Here is a 25,375-nt window from a genome sequence, read left to right on the forward strand (position 1 = left end):
GTATGGCTCCTTAATTCCCGACCGTCACAGTGATGTGACAGGATTGCTTCTCGATGCGGTTGCCGCGGCCCTTGGCGCGCGCGGTGAAACGCTTCAGCGAAGCTGCCTTGTCGACGTAGATGCTCTTGATCTTGAGCTCGTCGATGTCAGCACCTTCGTTGTGTTCCGCGTTTGCGATCGCCGAGAGCACAACCTTTTTCACGATGCCAGCCGCTTTCTTCGGCGAGAACGTCAGAACGTTCAGTGCCTTGTCGACCGGCAGACCGCGGATCTGGTCAGCCACAAGGCGCGTCTTCTGCGCCGAGATGCGGGCACCGCGATGAATTGCCTTCACTTCCATCTTGATTGCCCCTTATTTCTTGGCCTTCTTGTCGGCTGCGTGACCCTTGAACGTACGGGTCAGTGCGAACTCGCCAAGCTTGTGGCCGACCATGTTTTCCGTGACATACACCGGAACGTGTTGACGGCCGTTATGAACGGCGATCGTCAGGCCGATGAAGTCCGGCAGGATCGTCGAACGACGCGACCAGGTCTTGATCGGTTTCTTGTCGCGCGTAGCTGCAGCCGCCTCAACCTTCTTCAGCAAATGGGCGTCGCAGAACGGACCTTTCTTAATAGAACGTGCCATTGCCTACTCCTTAACGCTTGTGACGGCGCTGGACGATCATGCTCGTCGTGCGCTTGTTGCTGCGGGTGCGATAGCCCTTCGTCGGCGTGCCCCACGGGCTCACCGGGTCGCGACCAGCCGCAGTCTTGCCTTCGCCACCACCGTGCGGGTGGTCGACCGGGTTCATTGCAACGCCACGGACCGTCGGGCGGATACCGCGCCAGCGGTTCGCGCCAGCCTTACCGATTTGACGGAGGCTGTGCTCTTCGTTGCCGACTTCACCGATCGTTGCGCGGCACTCAACGTGCACGCGACGGATTTCACCCGAACGCAGACGAACCTGCGCGTAGATGCCTTCACGTGCCAGCAGCATTGCCGACGTACCAGCCGAACGCGCGATCTGCGCGCCCTTGCCCGGCAGCATTTCGATGCAGTGGATCGTCGTACCGACCGGAATGTTGCGGATCGGCAGTGCATTGCCTGCCTTGATCGGCGCTTCCGAACCCGACATCAGCTGCGCACCAACCGCCACGCCCTTCGGCGCGATGATGTAGCGGCGCTCGCCGTCTGCGTACAGAACCAGCGCGATGTTCGCGCTACGGTTCGGGTCGTACTCGAGACGCTCGACCTTCGCTGCGATACCGTCCTTGTTGCGACGGAAATCGATCACGCGGTAGTGCTGCTTGTGACCACCACCCTGGTGACGCGTCGTGATACGACCGTTGTTGTTACGACCGGCCTTCGAGGACTTCTTTTCGAGCAGCGCTGCGAACGGCGCACCCTTATGGAGGTCCTTGTTGACGATCTTGACCATCGCGCGGCGACCCGGCGAGGTCGGCTTAACTTTCACGATTGCCATGATTACTTGGCCTCCGCTTCAAAGTTGATTTCCTGGCCGGGCTTCAGGCAGACATACGCCTTCTTCACGTCCTTGCGCTTGCCGTTGAAGCGGCCAAAGCGCTTGGCTTTACCCTTCTGGACCAGCACGTTGACGGACTCGACTTCCACCTTGAACAGCAGCTCGACAGCAGCCTTGACTTCCTGCTTGTTCGCGTCCGGCGCGACTTCGAAGACGACTTGTTCGTTCTTCTCCGCAACCAGCGTCGCCTTTTCGGAGATCACCGGTGCGAGCAGGACCTGCATCAAACGATGATCGTTCTTGCGAATCTCGCTCATGACAGCAACTCCTCGATCTGGGCGACCGCTGCCTTCGTGATCAGGATCTTCTTGAAGTAGATCAGCGAGAGCGGGTCGGCAAAGCGCGGCTCAACGACTGCCACGTGGGGCAGGTTGCGCGACGCCAGGAACAGGTTCTCGTCGACCGTGTCGGTGATGACCAGCACGGATTCGAGACCCATGGCCTTGAATTTTTCGGCCAGCAGCTTCGTCTTCGGCGCTTCGAGCGAGAGCTCTTCCACGACCGAGATGCGGCCTTCGCGGGCCAGCTGCGAGAAGATCGAGCAGAGACCTGCGCGATGCATCTTCTTGTTGACCTTGTGCGAGAAGTTTTCTTCCGGCGAATTCGGGAAGATGCGACCACCGCCACGCCACAGCGGGCTCGACGACATACCGGCACGAGCGCGGCCCGTACCCTTCTGACGCCACGGCTTCTTGGTGGTGTGCTTGACCTGTTCGCGGTCCTTCTGCGCGCGGTTACCGCTGCGTGCGTTCGCCTGGTAGGCGATAACGATCTGGTGGATCAGCGCTTCGTTGTAATCACGACCGAACACGACGTCCGATGCGTTGACTGCTGCGCCTTCCTGACCATTAGCGTTCAGGAGCTTCAGTTCCATTATTGCGCTCCTTTCTTGGCGCGGGCCTTGACAGCCGGCGTCACGAAAACCTTGCCGCCCTTTGCACCCGGGACAGCACCCTTCACGAGCAGCAGCTTGCGCTCTGCGTCGATACGGGCGATTTCGAGGTTTTGCACCGTCACGGTTTCGTCACCCATGTGACCGGTCATGCGCTTACCCGGGAAAACACGACCCGGATCCTGCGCCATACCGATCGAGCCCGGCACATTGTGCGAGCGCGAGTTACCGTGCGAAGCACGACCCGAAGCGAAGTTGTAACGCTTGATGGTACCGGCGTAGCCCTTACCGATCGAGGTGCCTTGCACGTCGATCTTCTGGCCTTCTTCGAAGAGTTCCACACCGATCACAGCGCCAGCGGACAGTTCGGCGGCCTTAGCGGCGTCGATCTGGAATTCCTTGAGGATTTCACCGGCTTGAACGCCAGCTTTGGCGAGATGACCTGCGAGCGGCTTCGTCACGCGCGATGCGCGGCGAGTGCCGAAAGCAACCTGCACGGCCGTGTAGCCGTCGGTTTCAACAGTCTTGATCTGCGTCACGCGGTTGTCGGACACGTCCAGCACGGTCACGGGAATCGAATCCCCGTCAGCCGTGAAGATACGCGTCATGCCAACCTTGCGACCTACGAGTCCAAGGCTCATCGTTTTCTCCATTCCCGACTGCGATTGGTCGGGGCTAATTTACAAAGTACCGGCGCGTTTTCCGGGTAAAGGCCAGAAAAGTCACACCGATTTTTTGCGCAAACGCGCGAAAAGACGTCAAGTATAACGTCCTTTCTCGTTTTCCGCAAGCAATCAAAGACTTAGCGCCGCCAGAGAATCTGACAGCGCTGGAGACTCTTACTGCAGCTTGATTTCGACGTCCACGCCAGCCGGGAGGTCCAGCTTCATCAGCGCGTCAACAGTCTTGTCCGTCGGGTCGACGATGTCCATCAGGCGCAGGTGGGTGCGGATTTCGAGCTGGTCGCGCGACGTCTTGTTGACGTGCGGCGAACGCAGAATGTCGAAACGCTGGATACGCGTCGGCAGCGGCACCGGACCGCGGACGATGGCGCCCGTGCGCTTCGCCGTATCGACGATTTCAGCGGCCGACTGGTCGATCAGACGGTAGTCGAAAGCCTTCAGACGGATACGGATTTTTTGGTTCTGCATGACAATTCCTTGAAAAGAGCGAGGCGGACTTGCGCCGCCAGACGATATAAAGAGCGCAGGACCACCCCGCGGCAAGGCGCCGCAAGGTGGTCCCAGGGTACATCAACTTCTAGAGCAAGCCGAGTATTCTACTCGATTTACTCGATGATCTTTGCAACCACGCCGGCGCCGACGGTACGGCCGCCTTCGCGGATTGCGAAGCGCAGACCTTCTTCCATCGCGATCGGAGCGATCAGCTTCACCGTGATCGACACGTTGTCGCCCGGCATGACCATTTCCTTGTCCTTCGGCAGCTCGATCGAGCCCGTCACGTCCGTCGTACGGAAGTAGAACTGCGGACGGTAGTTGTTGAAGAACGGCGTGTGACGGCCGCCTTCGTCCTTGCTCAGCACGTACACTTCAGCCGTGAAGTGCGTGTGCGGCGTGATCGAACCCGGCTTGGCCAGAACCTGGCCACGCTCCACGTCTTCACGCTTCGTGCCGCGCAGCAGGATACCCACGTTGTCGCCTGCCTGACCCTGGTCGAGCAGCTTGCGGAACATTTCCACGCCCGTGCAGGTCGTCTTCACCGTCGGCTTGATACCGACGATTTCGATTTCCTCGCCGACCTTCACGATGCCGCGCTCAACGCGACCCGTCACCACCGTGCCGCGACCCGAGATCGAGAACACGTCTTCCACCGGCATCAGGAACGCGCCGTCAACTGCACGCTCCGGCGTCGGGATGTACGTGTCCAGTGCGTCGGCCAGGTTCATGATCGCCACTTCACCCAGTTCGCCCTTGTCGCCTTCCAGCGCCAGCTTGGCCGAACCCTTGATGATCGGCGTGTCGTCGCCCGGGAAGTCGTACTTCGACAGGAGTTCGCGCACTTCCATTTCGACCAGCTCGAGCAGCTCGGCGTCGTCGACCATGTCGCACTTGTTCAGGAACACGATGATGTAAGGCACGCCAACCTGACGGGCGAGCAGGATGTGCTCACGCGTTTGCGGCATCGGGCCGTCAGCGGCCGAGCACACCAGGATTGCGCCGTCCATCTGTGCCGCGCCCGTGATCATGTTCTTCACGTAGTCAGCGTGGCCCGGGCAGTCGACGTGTGCGTAGTGGCGGTTAGCCGTTTCGTACTCGACGTGCGCGGTGTTGATGGTAATACCACGTGCCTTTTCTTCCGGCGCTGCGTCGATCTGGTCGTACGCCTTGGCTTCGCCGCCGAACTTCGCGGTCAGAACCGTCGTGATCGCTGCCGTCAGCGTGGTCTTGCCGTGGTCAACGTGACCGATCGTGCCCACGTTCACGTGCGGCTTGGTCCGTTCGAATTTACCTTTTGCCATGTTTCTCTTCTTTCAAAAAAGTGGTGAATCGGTGACTGAGCGATGCGGACCGAACTCACGCCCGATCCGCTTATGCGCCGATGCTTACTTCGCCTTCGCGCTGATGATCGCGTCGGCCACGTTACGCGGTGCTTCTGCGTAGTGCTTGAATTCCATCGTGTACGTTGCACGACCTTGCGTCAGCGAGCGCAGCGACGTCGAGTAGCCGAACATTTCCGACAGCGGCACTTCGGCGCGAACGATCTTGCCGCCGCCAACCATGTCTTCCATGCCCTGGACGATACCGCGACGGCCCGACAGGTCGCCCATCACGTTGCCCATGTAGTCTTCCGGCGTTTCGACTTCAACAGCCATCATCGGTTCGAGGATGACCGGCTGCGCCTTGCGCATCGCTTCCTTGAACGCCATCGAACCGGCCATGCGGAACGCATTTTCGTTCGAGTCAACGTCGTGGTACGAACCGAACGTCAGGTGAACCTTGACGTCGACGACCGGGAAGCCCGCCAGCACGCCTGCCTTCAGCGTGTCCTGGATACCCTTGTCCACCGCCGGGATGTATTCGCGCGGAATCACACCGCCCTTGATCTCGTCGAGGAACTCGTAGCCCTTGCCCTGCTCGTTCGGCTCGAGCGTGATGACCGCGTGACCGTACTGGCCGCGACCACCCGACTGCTTGACGAACTTGCCGTCCACGTCCTTCGCCGTGGCGCGGATCGTTTCACGGTAGGCAACCTGCGGCTTGCCGACGGTCGCTTCCACGCCGAATTCGCGCTTCATGCGGTCAACCAGAATTTCGAGGTGGAGCTCGCCCATACCCGAAATGATGGTCTGGCCCGATTCTTCGTCCGTCTGGACGCGGAACGACGGGTCTTCCTGCGCCAGGCGGTTCAGGGCGATGCCCATCTTTTCCTGGTCAGGCTTCGTCTTCGGCTCGACGGCCTGCGAAATCACCGGCTCCGGGAACACCATGCGTTCCAGGATGATCGGGTTCTGCGGGTCGCACAGCGTGTCACCCGTGGTCGCTTCCTTCAGGCCGACAGCAGCAGCGATGTCGCCGGCACGAACTTCCTTGATTTCTTCGCGGTTGTTCGCGTGCATTTGCAGAATACGGCCGAGGCGTTCCTTCTTGCCCTTGGTCGAGTTCAGCACGGTGTCGCCCGAGTTGACGATGCCCGAGTACGCGCGGAAGAAGATCAGCTGACCAACGAACGGGTCGGTCATGATCTTGAACGCGAGTGCTGCGAACTTCTCGTCGTCGGCTGCGCGGCGCTCTGCCACTTCGCCGTTTTCGAGTTCGCCCTTGACCGGGGGAATATCCACCGGCGACGGCAGGAAGTCGATCACGGCGTCGAGCATGCGCTGCACGCCCTTGTTCTTGAACGCGGTGCCGCACAGCATCGGCTGGATTTCGCACGCGATCGTACGGTCGCGCAGTGCCTTGACGACTTCCGCTTCCGTGAGCTCTTCGCCGCCGAGGTACTTCTCCATCAGCTCTTCGCTGGCTTCAGCCGCCGACTCGATCATCTTCTCGCGCCACTCGTTGCACGTGTCAACGAGTTCAGCCGGGATGTCGACGTAGTCGAACTTCGTGCCTTGCGAGGCCTCGTCCCAAATGATCGCCTTCATCTTGATCAGGTCGACCACGCCAGTGAACGTGTCTTCCGCGCCGATCGGCACCACGACCGGAACCGGATTCGCCTTCAGACGCGTTTTCAGCTGGTCGTAGACCTTGAAGAAGTTCGCGCCGGTACGGTCCATCTTGTTGACGAACGCGAGACGGGGAACCTTGTACTTGTTCGCCTGACGCCACACCGTTTCCGACTGCGGCTGCACGCCGCCCACTGCGCAGTAGACCATGCACGCGCCGTCGAGCACGCGCATCGAGCGCTCGACTTCAATCGTGAAGTCAACGTGGCCCGGGGTGTCGATGATGTTGATGCGGTGCTCGGGGTAGTTGCCGCCCATGCCCTTCCAGAACGCGGTCGTAGCAGCGGACGTGATCGTGATGCCACGCTCCTGTTCCTGCTCCATCCAGTCCATGGTTGCGGCGCCGTCGTGAACTTCACCAATCTTGTGGTTCACGCCGGTGTAAAACAGAATGCGCTCGGTCGTCGTCGTCTTGCCGGCGTCGATGTGAGCGCTAATACCGATGTTACGGTAGCGCTCGATAGGAGTCTTGCGAGCCACTTTGATCCTCTATCGGGAGGTGCGCGCCGGGTCATCCCGACCGGGTTGATCCCAACGCGCCTGAACACAAACGGGCGAGGCGCTTGATAAGCGCACCCGCCCGGAATTTTTTCCGTTTTTCGAGCAAACCCCGGTAGGGGCTTTCTCTTAGAAGCGGAAGTGCGAGAACGCCTTGTTCGCTTCTGCCATCCGGTGAACTTCGTCGCGCTTCTTCATCGCGCCGCCACGGCCTTCGGCCGCTTCGGTGAGTTCACCTGCCAGACGCAGAGCCATCGACTTCTCGCTGCGCTTCTTCGCGGCTTCACGCAGCCAACGCATCGCCAATGCCATACGACGCGAGGGGCGCACTTCGACCGGAACCTGATAGTTCGCACCACCAACGCGGCGGCTCTTCACTTCCACCACCGGCTTCACGTTGTTGAGTGCGACAGTGAACACTTCCAGCGGGTCCTTGCCACCCTTGGTCTGGATCTGTTCGAAAGCGCCGTACACGATACGCTCGGCAACCGACTTCTTGCCGGAGAGCATCAGCACGTTCATGAACTTGGCTACATCAACGTTGCCGAACTTCGGATCCGGCAATATTTCCCGCTTGGGGACTTCGCGACGACGCGGCATGTTTCTTCCTTTAACTTTTCAGTTGAAGCGCGGGTGAATCCCTTGCGCTCCGCGGCCACCAACTAACCCGATTCATCCATTACGACTTACCAGCCTGGTCGGGTGACCACTTACTCGACAGCACCGGCCAATCCGGCACCTGTCGCTTTTATCGCCTGCACTCTCGCGAGCGCGACGACACCTGACTCTTACTTCGCAGCCTTGGCGCGCTTTGCGCCGTACTTCGAACGAGCCTGCTTACGATCCTTGACGCCCTGGGTATCCAGCGAGCCACGAACCATGTGGTAACGCACACCCGGCAAGTCCTTCACACGGCCGCCGCGGATCAGCACGACCGAGTGTTCCTGCAGGTTGTGGCCTTCACCACCGATGTACGAAATGACTTCGAAGCCGTTCGTCAGGCGCACCTTGGCGACCTTACGGAGTGCCGAGTTCGGCTTCTTCGGCGTCGTCGTGTACACACGGGTGCACACGCCGCGACGCTGAGGGCAGTCCTGCAGGGCCGGCGACTTGCTCTTCGAAGCTTCCGAAGCGCGGCCTTTGCGAACCAGTTGATTGATGGTTGGCATTGTTTATTCCTGAAATTGAACAAAATCGACGCATTTATTTCCGGGCAAAGCGGAAACGCACGCGCATCGAACTCCGGAATTGGGTATTCGATGTTAGTTTTCGTCAAATCAATCGACGAGCACGCACATCCCAAAGACCGGAACCCAGCATGATATTCCGAAAATACCAAGCGAGTCAACGGCTTGCGACATTTCGGACGACGGAAGAAGTGACAGCGGCGTGACAATCCGGCGGCGCCCGCAATACCCGGTGGGAGCGCCTCGCCTTATTCGTCGCCAACGACCTCGACGAGTTCCTCGCCGAAGCGCTCGAGTTTGCGCGCGCCGATACCCGGAATGTCCCGCAAATCGTCCACTGACTCCGGCCCGTTGCGCGCGATTTCCGCCAACGTGGCGTCGTGGAAGATGACGTAGGCCGGCACGCCCTCGCTTTTCGCGGTTTCGGTGCGCCAAAGGCGCAGGCGCTCCCAGCGCGAGCGCTGACGCGGGCTCATGCCAAGGGTCGGATCGGCGCGCTCGCTCGTGCGGCTCGACGACGTGCGCGTACGCGTGGGCTTCACGTAGCGGCGCATCGTAACGTTCTGCTCACCCTTGAGGACCGGCTTGCTCGCCTCGGTGAGCACGAGCGAACCATAGCCGTCGTGGTCGACGGTGAGATAACCGAACGCCACCAGTTGCCGGAAGATTGCGCGCCACTCCGGCTCCGAAAGCGCCGAGCCGATGCCGAAGGTGGAGATTTTCTCGTGCCCGCGCTGCAGGATCTTCTCGTTGCGGTTGCCGCGCAGGATGTCGATCAGATGGCCGGCGCCGAAGTTGAAGCCGCTCGCGCGCTGCGCGCGGAACACGCATGAGAGCGCCATTTGCGCTTCACGCGTCGCATCCCAGGTGGCGGGCGGCTCGAGGCACGTGTCGCAGTTGCCACATGGCTTGCTCTCCTCGCCGAAGTACGCGAGCAGCCGCACGCGCCGGCACGAGGCCGTTTCGCACAAGCCGAGCAGCGCGTCGAGCTTGCCCGTCTGCACGCGCTTGTGCTGCTCGTCGGCTTCGGACTCGTCGATCATCTTGCGCTGCTGTACCACATCGCCAAGGCCGTAAGCCATCCACGCATTGGCCGCCAGCCCGTCGCGCCCCGCGCGGCCGGTTTCCTGGTAGTAGCCTTCCACGCTCTTGGGCAAATCCAGATGCGCGACGAAACGCACGTCCGGCTTGTCGATGCCCATACCGAATGCGATGGTGGCGCACATCACCACGCCCTCCTCGCGCTGGAACAGCTCCTGGTGCTTCTGGCGCACCTCGAATTCCATGCCCGCGTGATACGGCAGCGCACGCAGCCCCTGCCCTTTCAACCACTCCGCTGTTTCTTCGACCTTACGGCGCGAGAGGCAATACACGACGCCCGCATCCGTCGTACCGTCGGCGCGCGTGTGCTCCGCGCGGATGAAGTCGAGCAGCTGCGAGCGCGCGTTGTCCTTTTCGGCGATGCGGTAGCGGATGTTCGGCCGGTCGAAGCTCGAGACGAACACGCGTGCGTCGTCGAGCGCGAGGCGGTGCGCAATTTCGTCGCGCGTGATGGCGTCGGCCGTCGCCGTGAGCGCAATGCGCGGCACGTTCGGAAAGCGTTCGTGCAGCACCGAGAGCTGGATGTATTCGGGCCGGAAGTCGTGGCCCCATTGCGAGACGCAATGCGCTTCGTCGATCGCAAAGAGCCCAATGCGCGTGCGCTCGAGCAAGTCGAGAAAGCGCGGCGTCATGAGGCGCTCGGGTGCGACGTAAAGCAGGTCGAGGTCGCCTTCACGCAGCGCTCGCTCGGTAGCCGCGGCTTCGGCGCCGGTGAGCGTCGAATTGAGATACGCGGCGCGCACGCCCACTTCCGTGAGCGCGGCCACCTGGTCCTGCATGAGCGCGATGAGCGGCGACACGACGATGCCGGCCCCTAGACCGGCTTCGTGCCGCACAAGTGCCGGAATCTGGTAGCAGAGTGATTTGCCGCCGCCGGTAGGCATGAGCACCAGCGAATCGCCCCCCCCTGCGACGTGCTCGACGATTTCGGCTTGCTGCCCTCTAAACGCGGGATAGCCGAAGACTTCGTTGAGGATTTCGAGGGAGCGGGACATGAAGGGCACGGGATTCTGAAGCGGTCGGCGCATTCTACCAACCGCGGCGCTCTTCAAACCGCACTTCAAGCAACGTTAGCCGAAAGGTCGAGGCACTGTACCGGATTCGAAGGCCGTTACCCAGCGGGAAACAAGAGCCCCTGAGGGCTGCGCGCGCATGCCGCGAGCGCAGACAATCAGGGTGAAACGGAGATAGTCAGGCGGCTTGACGCCCGCGCGCGATGCGCACTGCACCGACGATCGTCACAACGGCCACAATCGCGGCCACGATCGCGAATACGCCGGCCCCGAAGAGCACGAAGTTGGCGCCGACGAACATCAACGAGCCGACCGTGAGCAGCGCGGCGCCGCCCGTGGCCCGGCGCGCCAGCAACATGATGAAACCGATGATCAGGAACGCCCACATCACGAGGAAGGTCGCGAAGAAGTTCGCCGCAGATTGATTGCTGACGTGATGCAGTAGCTGCGAAAAGCTGGCGACACACGCCACCAGATTCAGGATGAGACCGACCCCGACCACCCACATGATTACCGCCTCCAGATTCAGAAAAATGCCGCCAGCGTCGTACGAAAAGACCCACACAGGCGGACTTGGCGCGCTACGTTAGCACGCCTGACCGATGCGCGCAGCGAGCGGGCCGGCACTGCGGCACGAGGCCGCAGCCGCGAGCGGGCAAACACCAGCGCAAATAAAAAAAGCCGCCCGGTGAATACCGGGCGGCTTTTGCGAGGGCACGTCAGCCCGAGGCACAAGGCGGCTTGCACCGCCCCTGGCTTACTCGTCCGTCGTATGCGGCTGTTGCGGCTGCTCGGCGGCCGGGGTTTCCGGCGTACCGAACTCGAACGCTTCTTCCGCTGCGATCTGGTCGAAACGCTCGCGATCCGACGATTCCTTCGCACGGCGCGCCTTGTGGAAGGCGAGACCCGTACCGGCCGGAATCAGACGACCGACGATCACGTTTTCCTTCAGGCCACGCAGATCGTCGCGCTTGCCCATGATCGCCGCTTCGGTCAGCACGCGCGTCGTTTCCTGGAACGATGCCGCCGAGATGAACGAGTCGGTCGAGAGCGATGCCTTCGTAATACCGAGCAGCACGTTCTCGTACGTTGCCGGGCGCTTGTCCTCGGCGTTCATCTTGTCGTTTTCGTCCAGCATGTCCGAACGCTCGACCTGCTCGCCCGGAATGAAGCGCGTATCACCGTTGTCGGTGATCTGCACACGACGCAGCATCTGACGCACGATCACTTCGATGTGCTTGTCGTTGATCTTCACGCCCTGCAGACGGTACACGTCCTGCACTTCGTCCACGATGTAACGCGACAGCGCTTCGATACCCTGCAGACGCAGGATGTCGTGCGGATCGGCCGGGCCGTCCACGATCATTTCGCCCTTGTTGACGACCTGACCGTCGTGGACCAGCACCTGCTTTTCCTTCGCGATCAGGAACTCGTGCTGATTGCCTTCGAGGTCCGTGATAACGAGACGCTGCTTGCCCTTCGTGTCCTTACCAAACGACGTCGTACCCGTGACTTCCGCCAGGATACCTGCGTCCTTCGGCGAACGTGCTTCGAACAGTTCCGCCACACGCGGCAGACCACCGGTAATGTCACGCGTCTTCTGCGCTTCGGTCGGGATACGTGCGAGCACTTCACCGACCTGCACTTGCTGACCGTCCTTCACGGTGATCAGTGCGCCGACCTGGAAGCCGATCTGCACCGAGTGCTCCGTGCCCGGGATCTTCACTTCGTCGCCGTTCGCGTCGAGCAGCTTGACCTGCGGACGCACGCTCTTCGCAGCCTGCGAACCGCGGCGCTTCACGTCGATCACGACGAGGGTCGACAGACCCGTGACGTCGTCGATCTGCTTGGCCACGGTCACGCCTTCTTCGACGTTCTCGAACTTCACCGTACCGCCGTACTCGGTGATGATCGGGCGCGTGAGCGGATCCCACGTTGCGAGCTGCGTGCCGGCCTTGATCGCCGCGCCGTCGAGCTGCAGCAGCGTCGCGCCGTACGGCACCTTGTGACGCTCGCGCTCGCGGCCGTGATCGTCGGCGATGATGGCTTCACCCGAACGCGAAATGACGACTTGCTCGCCCTTAGCATTCGTGACGTAACGCATCGTCGCCGTGAAGCGCACGGTACCGTTCGACTTGGCTTCCACCGACGAGGCCACTGCCGCACGCGATGCCGCACCACCGATGTGGAACGTACGCATCGTGAGCTGCGTGCCCGGTTCGCCGATCGACTGTGCTGCGATCACGCCGACAGCTTCGCCGACGTTCACGCGCGAGCCACGACCCAGGTCGCGGCCGTAGCACGATGCGCACAGGCCGTAACGCGTTTCGCAGGTCAGCGGCGTGCGCACGCGCACTTCGTCGATGCCGAGGCTTTCGATCGTTTCGACTGCGTCTTCGTCGAGCAGGTCGCCCGAAGCGTAGATCGTTTCCTGGGTTTCAGGATTGACGACGTCCGCCACCGCCACACGGCCGAGAATACGGTCGCGCAGCGCTTCGACGACTTCACCGCCTTCCACGAGGGCCTTCATCGCCACGCCGTTCGACGTGCCGCAATCTTCCTCGACGACCACGAGATCCTGCGTGACGTCGACGAGACGACGCGTCAGGTAACCCGAGTTCGCGGTCTTCAGTGCCGTATCAGCCAGACCCTTACGTGCACCGTGGGTCGAGATGAAGTACTGCAACACGTTCAGACCTTCGCGGAAGTTCGCGGTAATCGGCGTTTCGATAATCGAGCCGTCCGGCTTCGCCATCAGACCGCGCATACCCGCCAGCTGACGGATCTGGACCGCGGAACCCCGCGCGCCCGAGTCGGCCATCATGTAGATCGAGTTGAACGATTCCTGACGCGTTTCCTTGCCGTCGCGGTCGATGACCGGTTCCGTCGCGAGCTGCTCCATCATCGCCTTGCCGACCGCTTCCGACGTTGCCGACCAGATGTCGACCACGTTGTTGTAGCGTTCTTGCGCGGTGACGAGACCCGACATGTACTGACGGTCGTACTCCTTCACCTTCTTCGCGGCGTCGCCGACGATGGTTTCCTTCTGCGGCGGCACGAGCATGTCGTCCACACAGATCGAAATACCGGCGCGCGTTGCAAGGCGGAAGCCCGACTGCATCAGCTGGTCGGCGAAGATCACCGTTTCACGCAGACCGCACTTGCGGAACGCGGTGTTGATCAGACGCGAGATTTCCTTCTTCTTCAGCGGCTTGTTCAGCACCGTGAACGGCAGGCCCGGCGGCAGGATTTCCGAGAGGATCGCGCGGCCGACCGTGGTCGCGTACAGCGTGATCTTCGGCACGAATGCCGGTGCGCCTTCCGACTTGTCCTCGTTATGGACCATTTCGGTAATACGCACGTTCACGCGCGAGGCCAGCTCGACTTCCTTGTTCTCGTAGGCGCGCAGTGCTTCCGACACGCCCGTGAACGTCATGCCTTCGCCCTTGCCGTTGATCGCTTCACGCGTGGCGTAGTACAGGCCGAGCACGATATCCTGCGACGGCACGATCGACGGATCGCCGTTGGCCGGGAACAGGACGTTGTTCGACGCGAGCATGAGCGTACGCGCTTCCATCTGCGCTTCGAGCGACAGCGGAACGTGCACAGCCATCTGGTCACCGTCGAAGTCGGCGTTGAACGCCGCGCAAACGAGCGGGTGCAGCTGGATTGCCTTACCTTCGATCAGCACCGGCTCGAAAGCCTGAATGCCAAGACGGTGCAGCGTCGGCGCACGGTTGAGCATGACCGGATGCTCGCGGATCACCTCTTCGAGGATGTCCCACACGACCGGCGTCTGGTTCTCGACTTCCTTCTTCGCAGCCTTGATGGTCGTGGCAACGCCCATCGTTTCCAGCTTGTTGAAGATGAACGGCTTGAAGAGTTCGAGCGCCATCAGCTTCGGCAGACCGCACTGGTGCAGCTTGAGCGTCGGACCCACCACGATGACCGAACGGCCCGAGTAGTCCACGCGCTTGCCCAGCAGGTTCTGACGGAAGCGGCCGCCCTTACCCTTGATCATGTCGGCGAGCGACTTCAGCGGACGCTTGTTCGCGCCCGTCATCGCCTTGCCGCGACGGCCGTTGTCGAGCAGCGAGTCAACCGCTTCCTGGAGCATCCGCTTTTCGTTGCGGACGATGATCTCCGGCGCCTTCAGCTCGAGCAGACGCTTCAGACGGTTGTTACGGTTGATGACGCGGCGATACAGGTCGTTCAGGTCCGAGGTCGCGAAGCGGCCACCGTCCAGCGGCACGAGCGGACGCAGTTCGGGCGGCAGCACCGGCAGCACTTCGAGCACCATCCATTCGGGCTTGATGCCCGAACGCTGGAAGGCCTCGAGCACCTTCAGGCGCTTCGCGTACTTCTTGATCTTCGCTTCCGAGCCGGTGTTCTTAAGCTCCGTGCGAAGCGTCTCGACCTGTTCGTCGATGTTGATCGCACGCAGCAGCTCGCGCACGCCTTCCGCGCCCATTTCAGCGCGGAATTCGTCACCGTACTCTTCGACCTTGTTGTAGTAATCCTCTTCGGTCATGATCTGCCGCGCCTTCAGCGGCGTCATGCCCGGTTCGATCACCACGTATGCTTCGAAGTACAGCACGCGCTCGATGTCGCGCAGCGTCATGTCGAGCACCATGCCCAGACGCGACGGCAGCGACTTCAGGAACCAGATGTGAGCGACCGGCGAGGCCAGCTCGATGTGGCCCATGCGTTCGCGACGCACCTTGGCGAGCGTGACTTCCACGCCGCACTTCTCGCAGATCACGCCACGGTGCTTCAGGCGCTTGTACTTGCCGCAAAGGCATTCGTAGTCCTTGATCGGACCAAAAATCTTCGCGCAAAACAGACCATCCCGCTCCGGCTTGAACGTGCGGTAGTTGATGGTCTCCGGCTTTTTCACTTCGCCGAACGACCACGAACGGATCTTGTCCGGCGAGGCCAGACCGATCTTGATCGCGTCAAAAACTTCTTCTTGTTGGACTTGCTTGAATAGATCGAGCAGAGCTTTCATTGCCTTCTCTCCGTAGTCCGATTAGTTGCGGTCGAGGTCGATGTCGATGCCGAGCGAGCGGATTTCCTTCACCAGCACATTGAAGGATTCCGGCATGCCCGCGTCGATCACGTGGTCGCCCTTGACGAGGTTTTCGTACACCTTCGTCCGGCCCGTCACGTCATCGGACTTCACCGTCAACATTTCCTGCAGCACATACGAAGCGCCATACGCTTCGAGCGCCCACACTTCCATTTCACCGAAGCGCTGACCACCGAATTGCGCCTTACCACCCAGCGGCTGCTGCGTCACGAGCGAGTACGGACCCGTCGAACGCGCGTGCATCTTGTCGTCGACAAGGTGGTGCAGCTTCAGGTAGTGCATGTAGCCCACGGTGACCGTACGCTCGAACATCTCGCCCGTGCGGCCGTCGTACAGACGCACCTGGTTCTTCGAGGGCGTCATGCCGAGGTTCGTCGCGATCTCGTCCGGGAACGCCAGGTCGAGCATCTTCGACATTTCCTCTTCGGTCGCACCGTCGAACACCGGCGTTGCGAACGGCACGCCTTCGCGCAGGTTCTTCGCGAGTTCGAGGATCTCGTCGTCGCTGAAGCTGTCGAGGTCTTCCTTGTGGCCCGATTCGTTGTAGATCTTCGTGAGAAACTCACGCAGCTCTGCAACCTTCGTCTGACGCGCGAGCATTTCGCCAATACGCCAGCCCAGACCCTTCGCGGCCCAACCGAGGTGCACTTCGAGAACTTGACCCACGTTCATCCGTGACGGGACGCCGAGCGGGTTCAGCACGACGTCTGCCGGACGGCCGTCGGCCATGTACGGCATGTCTTCGATCGGAACGATCTTCGACACCACACCCTTGTTACCGTGACGGCCTGCCATCTTGTCGCCAGGCTGCAGACGGCGCTTCACCGCGAGGTACACCTTGACCATCTTCAGCACGCCCGGCGGCAGTTCGTCGCCTTGCGTGAGCTTCTTGCGCTTTTCTTCGAAAGCCAGATCGAACTGGTGACGCTTCTCTTCGATCGAGTTCTTGATCGCTTCGAGCTGCGCCGCTGCTTCTTCGTCCGCGAGGCGGATGTCGAACCAGTGGTAGTGATCCAGGTCTTCGAGGTACGCGCGCTCGATCTTCGTGCCCTTCGCGAGCTTCTTCGGACCGCCGTTCGCGACCTTGCCTTCGAGCATACGTGCGAGACGCTGGAACGCGTCGCCTTCCACGATACGCAGCTGGTCGTTCAGGTCGAGGCGATAGCGCTTCAGTTCATCGTCGATGATCTGTTGTGCACGCTTGTCGCGCTGGATGCCTTCACGCGTGAACACCTGCACGTCGATGACCGTGCCGCTCATGCCCGAGGGCACGCGCAGCGACGTGTCCTTCACGTCCGAAGCCTTCTCGCCGAAGATCGCGCGCAGCAGCTTTTCTTCCGGCGTGAGCTGGGTTTCGCCCTTCGGCGTGACCTTGCCCACGAGCACGTCGCCCGCTTCGACTTCCGCGCCGATGTACACGATGCCCGACTCGTCGAGACGGCCAAGCTGCACTTCTGCGAGGTTCGAGATGTCGCGCGTGATTTCTTCCGGTCCGAGCTTCGTGTCGCGTGCAACGACATTCAGTTCTTCGATGTGGATCGACGTGTAACGGTCGTCCGCCACCACCTTCTCCGAGATCAGGATCGAGTCTTCGAAGTTGTAGCCGTTCCACGGCATGAACGCGATCAGCATGTTCTGGCCGAGCGCGAGCTCGCCCAGATCGGTCGATGCGCCGTCAGCCAGCACGTCGCCGCGCGCAACCTTGTCGCCCATCTTCACGATCGGACGCTGGTTGATGTTCGTGTTCTGGTTCGAACGCGTGTACTTGATCAGGTTGTAGATATCGACACCAACCTCACCCGCAACCGCTTCGTCGTCGTTCACACGAATCACGATACGGCCTGCGTCGACGTAGTCCACGACACCGCCACGCAGCGCCTGAACCGTCGTGCCCGAGTCGACCGCAACCGTGCGCTCGATACCCGTACCGACGACCGGCTTTTCCGGACGCAGGCAAGGCACGGCCTGACGCTGCATGTTCGAACCCATCAGTGCGCGGTTCGCGTCATCGTGCTCGAGGAACGGAATCAGCGAGGCTGCAACCGAGACGATCTGCGACGGCGCCACGTCCATGTACTGGATGCGGTCCGGCGTGACCATCAGCGTTTCGCCCGCTTCACGCGACGAGACGAGTTCGTCGGTCAGCGTGCCGTCTTCGGCCACTGCCGCGTTCGCCTGAGCGATCACGTAACGGCCTTCTTCGATCGCCGACAGGTAGTCGATCTGGTCGGTCACCTTGCTGTCCACGACCTTGCGATACGGCGTTTCGAGGAAGCCGTATTCGTTCAGGTGCGCGTACAGAGCGAGCGAGTTGATCAGACCAATGTTCGGACCTTCCGGCGTCTCAATCGGACACACGCGGCCATAGTGGGTCGGGTGCACGTCGCGGACTTCGAAGCCTGCGCGCTCACGCGTCAGACCGCCCGGGCCCAGTGCGGAAACACGACGCTTGTGCGTGATTTCCGAGAGCGGGTTGGTCTGGTCCATGAACTGCGACAGCTGCGACGAACCGAAGAACTCGCGAATCGCCGACGAAATCGGCTTCGAGTTGATCAGGTCGTGCGGCATCAGGTTTTCGCTTTCGGCCTGGCCGAGGCGTTCCTTCACTGCGCGTTCGACGCGCACGAGACCCGCGCGGAATTGATTTTCCGCGAGCTCGCCCACGCAACGCACGCGACGGTTGCCCAAGTGGTCGATGTCGTCCACTTCGCCCTTGCCGTTGCGCAGTTCGACGAGGATCTTGATGGTCGCGAGAATGTCGTCGTCCTGCAGCGTCATCGGGCCGACGATTTCGTCACGGCCCACGCGGCGGTTGAACTTCATACGACCCACCTTCGAGAGGTCGTACGCTTCTTCGCTGTAGAACAGGCGGTTGAACAGCGCCTCGACCGCTTCTTCGGTCGGCGGCTCGCCCGGACGCATCATGCGGTAGATCGCGATGCGCGCGGCCATCTTGTCGGCGGTTTCGTCGATACGCAGCGTCGACGAGATGTACGGACCCTGGTCCAGATCGTTCGTGTAGAGCGTCTGGATGTCCTTGATCTTCGCTTCGCGCAGCTTCTCGAGCACGCTTTCCGTGATCTCGTCGTTCGCGTTCGCGATCACTTCGCCCGTGTCGCCATCGACGACGTTCTTCGCGAGAACGCGGCCGAGCAGATAATCTTCGGGGACCGAAATGTAGGTGGTCTTCGCGTTTTCGAGGTCGCGGATGTGCTTCGCGTTGATCCGCTTGTCCTTCTGGACGATGACCTTGCCTTCGCGATCGCTGATGTCGAAGCGCGCGACTTCACCGCGCAGACGCTCCGGCACGAACTCCATCTGCGCGCCTTCCGGCATCAGCGTGAAGTTGTCGAACACGAAGAAGTTCGCGAGGATCTGTTCCGGCGTGAGGCCGATAGCCTTCAGCAGGATCGTGACCGGCATCTTGCGGCGACGGTCCACACGGAAGTACAGCACGTCCTTCGGGTCGAACTCGAAATCGAGCCACGAACCGCGGTAAGGAATGATACGAGCCGAGAAAAGCAGTTTGCCCGAGCTGTGCGTCTTGCCCTTGTCGTGTTCGAAGAACACGCCAGGCGAGCGGTGCAGCTGCGAGACGATGACACGCTCGGTGCCGTTGATAACGAACGAACCGGTCGGCGTCATGAGCGGAATTTCGCCCATGTACACTTCCTGCTCCTTCACTTCCTTCACGACCGGCTTGCTCGGCGATTCCTTGTCGAGCAGGACGAGACGGACCTTGGCGCGCAGCGCCGAGCAGTACGTCAAACCGCGTTGCTGGCATTCCTTGATGTTGAATGCCGGCGACGACAGCATGTAGCTGACGAACTCTAGACGAGCAAAGCCGTTATGGGAAACAATAGGAAAAACGGACGAAAACGCTGCCTGCAGACCTTCCGGTTTGCGTTGTGCGGTCGCCGTTTCTGCTTGCAGGAATGTGCTGAATGATTCAAGCTGGGTAGCCAGCAGGAAAGGAACCTGGTGAACGATGGGGCGTTTCGCGAAACTCTTGCGAATACGCTTCTTCTCGGTGAAGGAATAGTGCATACGATCTCCGAATCACGGCGGGTAGGACGACCCGAGTGTTCACCGACTGAGACCCGATGGCTTCGCGAGCCCTGGAAGCTTGGTGGTTGGCCTCTACCAACCGCTGGCTGACGGCAACGGATTTCGGCTTGTCATAACTTGCCCGCTGCCCGACCAAACTTGCCTTCTGCAGTCGCTTCAGAAGACAAAGAGAAGCGTCGTGCGCCCAGATGGTGCCCTTGAGGCTTTCACCCGGCGAAAGACGTTTTTCTTTGGCTTCTAGGTCCCGCATTCCGCCTCCGACTTCTAAAAAATCGAACACAAAAACGCAGAACCCACAAAGCACAAAAAGGCCGGCGGTGTAAAAACCGCCAGCCTTCGCACAGCGCGCTGAAACTTACTTGATTTCAGCCTTCGCGCCGGCTTCTTCCAGCTTCTTCTTCGCTTCTTCAGCAGCAGCCTTGGGCACCGCTTCCTTCACGGGCTTCGGTGCACCGTCGACCAGGTCCTTCGCTTCCTTCAGGCCGAGACCCGTCAGTTCACGAACGGCCTTAATGACCGAAACCTTGTTCGCGCCTGCTTCAAGCAGGTTGACCGTGAATTCGGTCTGCTCTTCAGCAGCAGCAGCAGCGCCGCCGCCTGCCGGGCCAGCGACTGCCACAGCAGCTGCCGACACGCCAAACTTCTCTTCGAATGCCTTGACCAGTTCGTTCAGTTCGAGAACCGACATCGAGCCAACGGCTTCGAGGATGTCTTCTTTTGCGATTGCCATTTGAAATTACTCCAGATTTGAATTCGGAAACAGCTAGCGATCTTCGCTCGCTCTTGCTCGTTCGCCTGCCTGAAATCAGGCGGCTTCTGCTTGCTTCTTCTCCGCCAGCGCGGCCAGAGCACGCGCGAAGCCGGAAACAGGAGCTTGCATAACGAACAGCAGCTTCGAGAGCAGTTCTTCGCGGCTCGGGATGTTGGCCAGCGCTTGCACGCCTGCCACGTCCATCACCTTGCCTTCGTAGGAACCAGCCTTGATGACCAACTTGTCATTGCCCTTCGCGAAGTCATTGACGACCTTCGCAGCAGCAATTGCATCTTCCGAGATGCCGTAGATCAGGGGGCCAGTCATCTGCTCTGCCAGCGGAGCAAACGGGGTACCTTCGACAGCGCGACGCGCCAGCGTGTTCTTCAACACGCGCAGGTACACCTGCTGCTCACGCGCTTTCGCGCGCAGCTTGGTCAGATCGCCAACCGCGATTCCACGATACTCGGCCAGCACCATGGTCTGAGCCTTCGCGACTTGCGCGGAGACCTCAGCCACGACGGCCTGCTTACCTTCTTTGTTCAGTGGCACGGTTAACCTCCAGATTCGACACACTTTGCTTTCGCTACATGTGCCGCGTTCAACAACGGCGACCGACCAGTCCGGAGTAAATCAGTTTGCATCTTCAGGCGTTGCCGCCTGCATCCGCTCACATCAGCACTTCAAAACCTTTTCGGGTTCGCCATCTGCGTTGGCTTTGCATTAAGGAAGCACCCAACTGCTGCACCTCCGCCAACGGTCTTTGACAACCGGTTGCACCGCGCATGCTGCCGCTGCACAACCGCCCAAAGCCCTTTAAATCCGCGCTGCTGTTCTTTCAAACCTCAGCGCGGCGAAACTATTACGCTGCGAGCGACGTTTGGTCGACGCGAACGCCAACGCCCATCGTGCTCGAGACAGCGATCTTGCGCAGGTACACGCCCTTGCTCGTTGCCGGCTTCGCCTTGGTCAGCGCGTCGAGGAGCGCGTCCAGGTTGCTGCGCAGCGCGGTCGGCTCGAACGATGCACGGCCGATGGTCGCGTGGATGATACCGGCCTTGTCGACACGGAATTGCACCTGACCAGCCTTCGCGTTCTTGACCGCAGTCGCCACGTCCGGCGTCACGGTGCCGACCTTCGGGTTCGGCATGAGGCCACGCGGGCCGAGGATCTGACCGAGCGTACCGACAACGCGCATCGTGTCCGGCGAAGCGATCACGATGTCGAAGTTCAGGTTGCCGCCCTTGATCTGCTCGGCGAGGTCTTCCATACCGACGATCTCAGCGCCTGCTGCCTTGGCTTGCTCAGCCTTTTCACCTTGCGCGAACACTGCAACGCGGACCGACTTGCCGGTACCTGCGGGCAGAACGACCGAACCACGAACGACCTGGTCCGACTTCTTCGCATCGATGCCGAGCTGCACTGCAACGTCGATCGACTCGTCGAACTTCGCCGTGGCGCATTCCTTCACGAGCGACAGTGCGTCGCCGATCGGGTATTGCTTCTGGCGGTCGATCTTGGCAGCCAGTGCCTTTTGACGCTTGGAAACCTTAGCCATTTACACGCCCTCCACGACAATGCCCATCGAGCGGGCGCTACCAGCGATCGTGCGGACCGCTGCGTCCATATCGGCTGCCGTGAGGTCCGGCATCTTGGTCTTTGCGATTTCCTCGGCTTGCGCGCGGGTAATCGTAGCGACCTTGTCGGTGTGCGGCTTGGCCGAACCCTTGTCGACCTTCGCTGCCTTCTTGATCAGAACCGTAGCCGGCGGCGTCTTCAGGATGAACGTGAAGCTCTTGTCCGCGAATGCCGTGATCACGACCGGAACCGGCAGACCCGGTTCCATGGCTTGAGTCTGCGCGTTGAACGCCTTGCAGAACTCCATGATGTTCAGGCCGCGTTGACCCAGTGCCGGGCCGACCGGCGGCGACGGATTGGCTTTACCTGCAGGAATCTGCAGCTTGATAAAGCCGATGATTTTCTTTGCCATGTTGAAAACCTCTTTGGAACGCGTGAGCGTTCTGGTGAGTGGTAGCGCGCGTTCGCCACAATCTTCGCTGTGCCAACTGCTTTGGCGACATCTACAGCCGACTGGACTACTGGCGCTCCTCTACGGCCATAACGCGGACCGTAAGCGCGGAAAAACGGACCGCACCAGAGGCGCGATCCGTAGTATTCGATTTACAGCTTTTCGACCTGGCCGAATTCGAGTTCGACCGGTGTGGCGCGACCGAAAATGGTGACGGAGACCCGGACGCGCGACTTTTCGTAGTTGACTTCTTCGACGCTGCCGTTGAAGTCCGTGAACGGACCTTCCTTCACGCGGACCATCTCGCCGACTTCGAACAGGGTCTTGGGGCGCGGCTTCTCAACGCCTTCCTGCATCTGCGACATGATCTTTTCGACTTCGCGCGGCGAAATCGGGCTCGGGCGATTACGCGCCCCGCCGACAAAACCGGTCACCTTGGCCGTGTTCTTCACGAGGTGCCACGTTTCGTCCGTCATTTCCATCTCAACCAGGACATAGCCCGGGAAGAAACGACGTTCGGTCACTGATTTGTGACCACCCTTCACCTCGACCACTTCTTCAGTCGGAACGAGGATCTGGCCAAACTTGTCTTGCATGCCAGCACGTTCGATGCGCTCTTGAAGCGCACGTTGCACGCTCTTCTCCATGCCGGAGTAGGCGTGCACCACATACCAACGTTTTCCGCTCGGGGATGCCGGTGTATCGCTCATATCATTTCCAACCCAGAATCGCCGAGAAAATCACCCACTCGATGGACTTGTCGCAAACCCACAGAATGATGGCCATTGCCAGCACAAAACCGAAGACCACCAGCGTCGTTTGCGTGGCCTCTTTGCGAGTCGGCCAGACGACCTTGCGAACTTCCTTGTACGAGTCTTTGGCAAATGCGATGAAGCTCTTGCCGGGCGCCGAGAGAAGACCGACTACCACCCCCGCGATCACGCCCACTGCGAGCGCTGCACCGCGGACATACCACTCCTGGCTACCGAGCCAGTAGAACCCTACGAACCCGGCCACAACCAACAATACGCCCACTGCAAGCATCAGCTTGTCGCTGGAAGTATTAACAGTTTCGACGGAAGGATTCGCCATAACACCTTAAAGAACAACGCGCCGAAGCGCGAGAAGTTGGCAGGGGCAGAGGGAATCGAACCCCCAACCTTCGGTTTTGGAGACCGACGCTCTGCCAGTTGAGCTATACCCCTAAACCATTTTGGGGTTGGCGGCATCGCCAACCCCGAAACCACTTAGTCGATCAACGAGACTGGCAAAAACTTACTCGATGATCTTTGCAACCACGCCGGCGCCGACGGTACGGCCGCCTTCGCGGATTGCGAAGCGCAGACCTTCTTCCATCGCGATCGGAGCGATCAGCTTCACCGTGATCGACACGTTGTCGCCCGGCATGACCATTTCCTTGTCCTTCGGCAGCTCGATCGAGCCCGTCACGTCCGTCGTACGGAAGTAGAACTGCGGACGGTAGTTGTTGAAGAACGGCGTGTGACGACCGCCTTCGTCCTTGCTCAGCACGTACACTTCAGCCGTGAAGTGCGTGTGCGGCGTGATCGAACCCGGCTTGGCCAGAACCTGGCCACGCTCCACGTCTTCACGCTTCGTGCCGCGCAGCAGGATACCCACGTTGTCGCCTGCCTGACCCTGGTCGAGCAGCTTGCGGAACATTTCCACGCCCGTGCAGGTCGTCTTCACCGTCGGCTTGATACCGACGATTTCGATTTCCTCGCCGACCTTCACGATGCCGCGCTCAACGCGACCCGTCACCACCGTGCCGCGACCCGAGATCGAGAACACGTCTTCCACCGGCATCAGGAACGCGCCGTCAACTGCACGCTCCGGCGTCGGGATGTACGTGTCCAGTGCGTCGGCCAGGTTCATGATCGCCACTTCACCCAGTTCGCCCTTGTCGCCTTCCAGCGCCAGCTTGGCCGAACCCTTGATGATCGGCGTGTCGTCGCCCGGGAAGTCGTACTTCGACAGGAGTTCGCGCACTTCCATTTCGACCAGCTCGAGCAGCTCGGCGTCGTCGACCATGTCGCACTTGTTCAGGAACACGATGATGTAAGGCACGCCAACCTGACGGGCGAGCAGGATGTGCTCACGCGTTTGCGGCATCGGGCCGTCAGCGGCCGAGCACACCAGGATTGCGCCGTCCATCTGTGCCGCGCCCGTGATCATGTTCTTCACGTAGTCAGCGTGGCCCGGGCAGTCGACGTGTGCGTAGTGGCGGTTAGCCGTTTCGTACTCGACGTGCGCGGTGTTGATGGTAATACCACGTGCCTTTTCTTCCGGCGCTGCGTCGATCTGGTCGTACGCCTTGGCTTCGCCGCCGAACTTCGCGGTCAGAACCGTCGTGATCGCTGCCGTCAGCGTGGTCTTGCCGTGGTCAACGTGACCGATCGTGCCCACGTTCACGTGCGGCTTGGTCCGCTCAAACTTACCCTTGGCCATTTTCGACTCCTAAGAGGATTTTTCCGTACGTTGCGCGGGGCGCGCAAACAATCACTGGCTTGCTGCTGCCTGCTCGATGCGGGGCTTCTGAGGCCCGCTAGATACCGGCTGGTGCCCATGGGCAGGATCGAACTGCCGACCTCTCCCTTACCAAGGGAGTGCTCTACCACTGAGCCACATGGGCGAAAACTGCTCTGAACCGCTTTATTGCTTCGCTGGAGCGGGTGAAGGGAATCGAACCCTCGTCGTAAGCTTGGAAGGCTTCTGCTCTACCATTGAGCTACACCCGCGAGGTTCGCCGGCTTGGTGCTGCTGCCGGCCCGACACTTACTACAGCTGAATTCTGGTGGAGGAGGTTGGATTCGAACCAACGTAGGCGTAAGCCAACAGATTTACAGTCTGCCCCCTTTAGCCACTCGGGCACCCCTCCGTAGAGAACTGATGATTATGGGGGAACATCCGAATCGTGTCAAGCACTTTGTTCGGCGTCGATCCCACAACGCTCTCACTTATAGGGAGAGCGAAAAAGCAAAAACCCCGGCTTTTTAGGGCCGGGGTTTCGCTTGTAG

22 protein-coding genes and 4 tRNA genes are annotated in these 25,375 nt (G+C 60.6%); all 26 read right to left on the reverse strand.

What is annotated here, in order from left to right:
• Window positions 1-10: 10 nt before the first annotated feature.
• The 26 genes from rplV to U5A58_RS38280 all read right to left on the reverse strand — a co-directional run bounded on the left by rplV (window position 11) and on the right by U5A58_RS38280 (window position 25,236).
• Window positions 11-340, reverse strand: coding sequence for a 50S ribosomal protein L22 (gene rplV / locus U5A58_RS38155; RefSeq protein ID WP_004199272.1), 330 nt, complete (start codon window positions 338-340; stop codon window positions 11-13).
• 12 nt (window positions 341-352) lie between these two features.
• Window positions 353-628, reverse strand: coding sequence for a 30S ribosomal protein S19 (gene rpsS, locus U5A58_RS38160; protein ID WP_027797286.1), 276 nt, complete (start codon window positions 626-628; stop codon window positions 353-355).
• Between the two features lie 10 nt (window positions 629-638).
• Window positions 639-1,466 (reverse strand): 50S ribosomal protein L2, encoded by an 828-nt coding sequence (rplB, locus tag U5A58_RS38165; RefSeq protein WP_321917547.1) that lies wholly within the window; start codon window positions 1,464-1,466, stop codon window positions 639-641.
• 2 nt (window positions 1,467-1,468) lie between these two features.
• Window positions 1,469-1,783 carry a 50S ribosomal protein L23 gene (gene rplW / locus U5A58_RS38170; RefSeq protein WP_028206513.1) on the reverse strand — a complete coding sequence of 105 codons (315 nt, stop codon included), beginning with the start codon at window positions 1,781-1,783 and terminating at the stop codon, window positions 1,469-1,471.
• The gene (rplD, locus tag U5A58_RS38175) at window positions 1,780-2,400 is read right to left on the reverse strand and encodes a 50S ribosomal protein L4 (protein ID WP_321965171.1); all 621 of its coding nucleotides are present in this window, start codon (window positions 2,398-2,400) and stop codon (window positions 1,780-1,782) included. The genes rplW and rplD overlap by 4 nt, the downstream gene beginning before the upstream one ends.
• A complete protein-coding gene (gene rplC, locus U5A58_RS38180) occupies window positions 2,400-3,059 on the reverse strand; it encodes a 50S ribosomal protein L3 (protein ID WP_028222628.1) in 660 nt (219 codons plus the stop codon). Before rplC ends, rplD begins: the two co-directional genes overlap by 1 nt.
• 198 nt (window positions 3,060-3,257) lie before the next feature.
• Complete coding sequence (rpsJ, locus tag U5A58_RS38185) at window positions 3,258-3,569, reverse strand: 30S ribosomal protein S10 (RefSeq protein ID WP_017777154.1); 312 nt, start codon at window positions 3,567-3,569, stop codon at window positions 3,258-3,260.
• A 137-nt stretch (window positions 3,570-3,706) separates the two neighbouring features.
• Window positions 3,707-4,897, reverse strand: a complete 1,191-nt coding sequence (gene tuf, locus U5A58_RS38190; protein WP_028371383.1) for an elongation factor Tu — start codon at window positions 4,895-4,897, stop codon at window positions 3,707-3,709.
• Window positions 4,898-4,981: 84 nt separating this feature from the next.
• A complete protein-coding gene (gene fusA / locus U5A58_RS38195) occupies window positions 4,982-7,084 on the reverse strand; it encodes an elongation factor G (protein WP_321917543.1) in 2,103 nt (700 codons plus the stop codon).
• Window positions 7,085-7,231: 147 nt separating this feature from the next.
• Window positions 7,232-7,702, reverse strand: coding sequence for a 30S ribosomal protein S7 (rpsG, locus tag U5A58_RS38200; RefSeq protein WP_158758793.1), 471 nt, complete (start codon window positions 7,700-7,702; stop codon window positions 7,232-7,234).
• Between the two features lie 188 nt (window positions 7,703-7,890).
• Window positions 7,891-8,271: a 30S ribosomal protein S12 gene (gene rpsL / locus U5A58_RS38205; protein ID WP_124154012.1), complete on the reverse strand. Its 381-nt coding sequence runs from the start codon at window positions 8,269-8,271 to the stop codon at window positions 7,891-7,893.
• Between the two features lie 266 nt (window positions 8,272-8,537).
• Window positions 8,538-10,385 (reverse strand): DNA helicase RecQ, encoded by a 1,848-nt coding sequence (gene recQ, locus U5A58_RS38210; RefSeq protein WP_321965172.1) that lies wholly within the window; start codon window positions 10,383-10,385, stop codon window positions 8,538-8,540.
• A 196-nt stretch (window positions 10,386-10,581) separates the two neighbouring features.
• Window positions 10,582-10,911 carry a hypothetical protein gene (locus U5A58_RS38215; RefSeq protein WP_321965173.1) on the reverse strand — a complete coding sequence of 110 codons (330 nt, stop codon included), beginning with the start codon at window positions 10,909-10,911 and terminating at the stop codon, window positions 10,582-10,584.
• A gap of 249 nt (window positions 10,912-11,160) precedes the next feature.
• Window positions 11,161-15,411 carry a DNA-directed RNA polymerase subunit beta' gene (gene rpoC, locus U5A58_RS38220; RefSeq protein WP_321939843.1) on the reverse strand — a complete coding sequence of 1,417 codons (4,251 nt, stop codon included), beginning with the start codon at window positions 15,409-15,411 and terminating at the stop codon, window positions 11,161-11,163.
• A gap of 21 nt (window positions 15,412-15,432) precedes the next feature.
• On the reverse strand, window positions 15,433-19,539 hold the full coding sequence (gene rpoB / locus U5A58_RS38225) for a DNA-directed RNA polymerase subunit beta (protein ID WP_321965174.1): 4,107 nt from the start codon (window positions 19,537-19,539) through the stop codon (window positions 15,433-15,435).
• A 376-nt stretch (window positions 19,540-19,915) separates the two neighbouring features.
• Entirely contained in the window at window positions 19,916-20,290 is a 375-nt protein-coding gene (rplL, locus tag U5A58_RS38230; RefSeq protein WP_027821097.1) for a 50S ribosomal protein L7/L12, read from the reverse strand.
• Window positions 20,291-20,365: 75 nt separating this feature from the next.
• Window positions 20,366-20,863, reverse strand: a complete 498-nt coding sequence (gene rplJ, locus U5A58_RS38235) for a 50S ribosomal protein L10 (protein ID WP_069269335.1) — start codon at window positions 20,861-20,863, stop codon at window positions 20,366-20,368.
• 310 nt (window positions 20,864-21,173) lie between these two features.
• Complete coding sequence (rplA, locus tag U5A58_RS38240) at window positions 21,174-21,869, reverse strand: 50S ribosomal protein L1 (RefSeq protein WP_042272956.1); 696 nt, start codon at window positions 21,867-21,869, stop codon at window positions 21,174-21,176.
• Window positions 21,870-22,301: a 50S ribosomal protein L11 gene (rplK, locus tag U5A58_RS38245; protein ID WP_027797945.1), complete on the reverse strand. Its 432-nt coding sequence runs from the start codon at window positions 22,299-22,301 to the stop codon at window positions 21,870-21,872.
• 191 nt (window positions 22,302-22,492) lie between these two features.
• Complete coding sequence (nusG, locus tag U5A58_RS38250; protein ID WP_028208939.1) at window positions 22,493-23,050, reverse strand: transcription termination/antitermination protein NusG; 558 nt, start codon at window positions 23,048-23,050, stop codon at window positions 22,493-22,495.
• Between the two features lies 1 nt (window position 23,051).
• Entirely contained in the window at window positions 23,052-23,432 is a 381-nt protein-coding gene (gene secE, locus U5A58_RS38255) for a preprotein translocase subunit SecE (RefSeq protein WP_321917529.1), read from the reverse strand.
• Between the two features lie 37 nt (window positions 23,433-23,469).
• A tRNA-Trp gene (locus tag U5A58_RS38260) sits at window positions 23,470-23,545 on the reverse strand.
• Between the two features lie 70 nt (window positions 23,546-23,615).
• A complete protein-coding gene (tuf, locus tag U5A58_RS38265; protein ID WP_028371383.1) occupies window positions 23,616-24,806 on the reverse strand; it encodes an elongation factor Tu in 1,191 nt (396 codons plus the stop codon).
• Window positions 24,807-24,915: 109 nt separating this feature from the next.
• A tRNA-Thr gene (locus U5A58_RS38270) sits at window positions 24,916-24,990 on the reverse strand.
• Between the two features lie 32 nt (window positions 24,991-25,022).
• Window positions 25,023-25,096 (reverse strand) — tRNA-Gly (locus U5A58_RS38275).
• A gap of 54 nt (window positions 25,097-25,150) precedes the next feature.
• Window positions 25,151-25,236 (reverse strand) — tRNA-Tyr (locus U5A58_RS38280).
• Window positions 25,237-25,375 lie beyond the last annotated feature (139 nt).

The sequence above is a fragment of the Paraburkholderia sp. J7 genome (assembly GCF_905220155.1).
GTDB lineage: Bacteria > Pseudomonadota > Gammaproteobacteria > Burkholderiales > Burkholderiaceae > Paraburkholderia.